This is a genomic window from Dietzia sp. DQ11-44, from assembly GCF_014145205.1.
Classification (GTDB): Bacteria; Actinomycetota; Actinomycetes; order Mycobacteriales; family Mycobacteriaceae; genus Dietzia; species Dietzia natronolimnaea.
This window is the reverse complement of sequence record NZ_JAALEC010000712.1, coordinates 1-874: the sequence shown is the minus strand read 5'-3', so window position 1 is coordinate 874 and position 874 is coordinate 1. Positions and strand designations below refer to the sequence as shown.

The window sequence follows — 874 nt, the reverse complement described above, 5'->3', positions numbered from 1 at the left end:
GGCGGCGCTCACCGCCGACCCCGAGGAGGCGCGGGGGCTCCACATCGACGGCATCGACGCCCTCCTCGGCGCGGGTCGGATCAGCGAGGCCGCCGCGCTGTCCCACACGCTCGACCGGGTCCGGCCCGACCCGCGCCGCGATGCGGTCCTCGGTTCGCTCGCGCTCCACCTGGGACACGCGGGAGAGGCCGAGGCACTCCTCCGGCGAGCCCTCGACGCCGGGCAGTCCGGTTCTCCCGGTGTCACCGCCCCCGACCCCGTCGCACTCGCCCAGAAGTTCGTGGTGCACTCACTGTGCCTGTGGCGCCCCGACCAGCTGAGGCACTGGGCCGGGGTCGTCATCGGGGGCGCCCATCCCGACCAACCGGAGGTCGAGGAGGCCCGGGCCATCACCGTCCTGGGCGAGGCGATCGACGCCGCCCCGGGAGGCGGCGTCACCGACGAGGACCGGATCGGTTCTCTCGCCCCCGCGGTGGCCCAGCGCTTCGAGATGGCCTCCGGATGGATCGCGCTCGCCCACGACGATCTCGAGACGGCCCGCCACCGCCTGGGTTCCGCCGTGCCGACGGCCGACGTCTCCGGTTCCGCGCGGATCTCGCTGTGGGCTCAGGCGTGGCTCACACGCACCCACCTGCTCCGGGGGGACTGGGACGAGGCGCTCCGGGTCGTCGACACCGCCGCCAGACGTCTCGAGGACCTCGAACTGGACCTGCTCGCCCCGGTGATCCACTGGTCCGGTGCCGTCATCAGGTCCATGCGCGGCGACCACCTGGGGGCGGCCGCACACCTGAGGCACCTCACCACCACCGCGGACGCCTACCCGGTGCAGATCATCCCCTCCGCCATGGGGCGCATGCAGGTCGCCGCCGCCGCC

1 pseudogene is annotated in these 874 nt (G+C 74.3%); it reads left to right on the top strand.

Annotated features, from left to right (window positions below):
* Positions 1–874: pseudogene (locus G6018_RS16070) on the top strand (LuxR family transcriptional regulator); the annotation flags it as partial.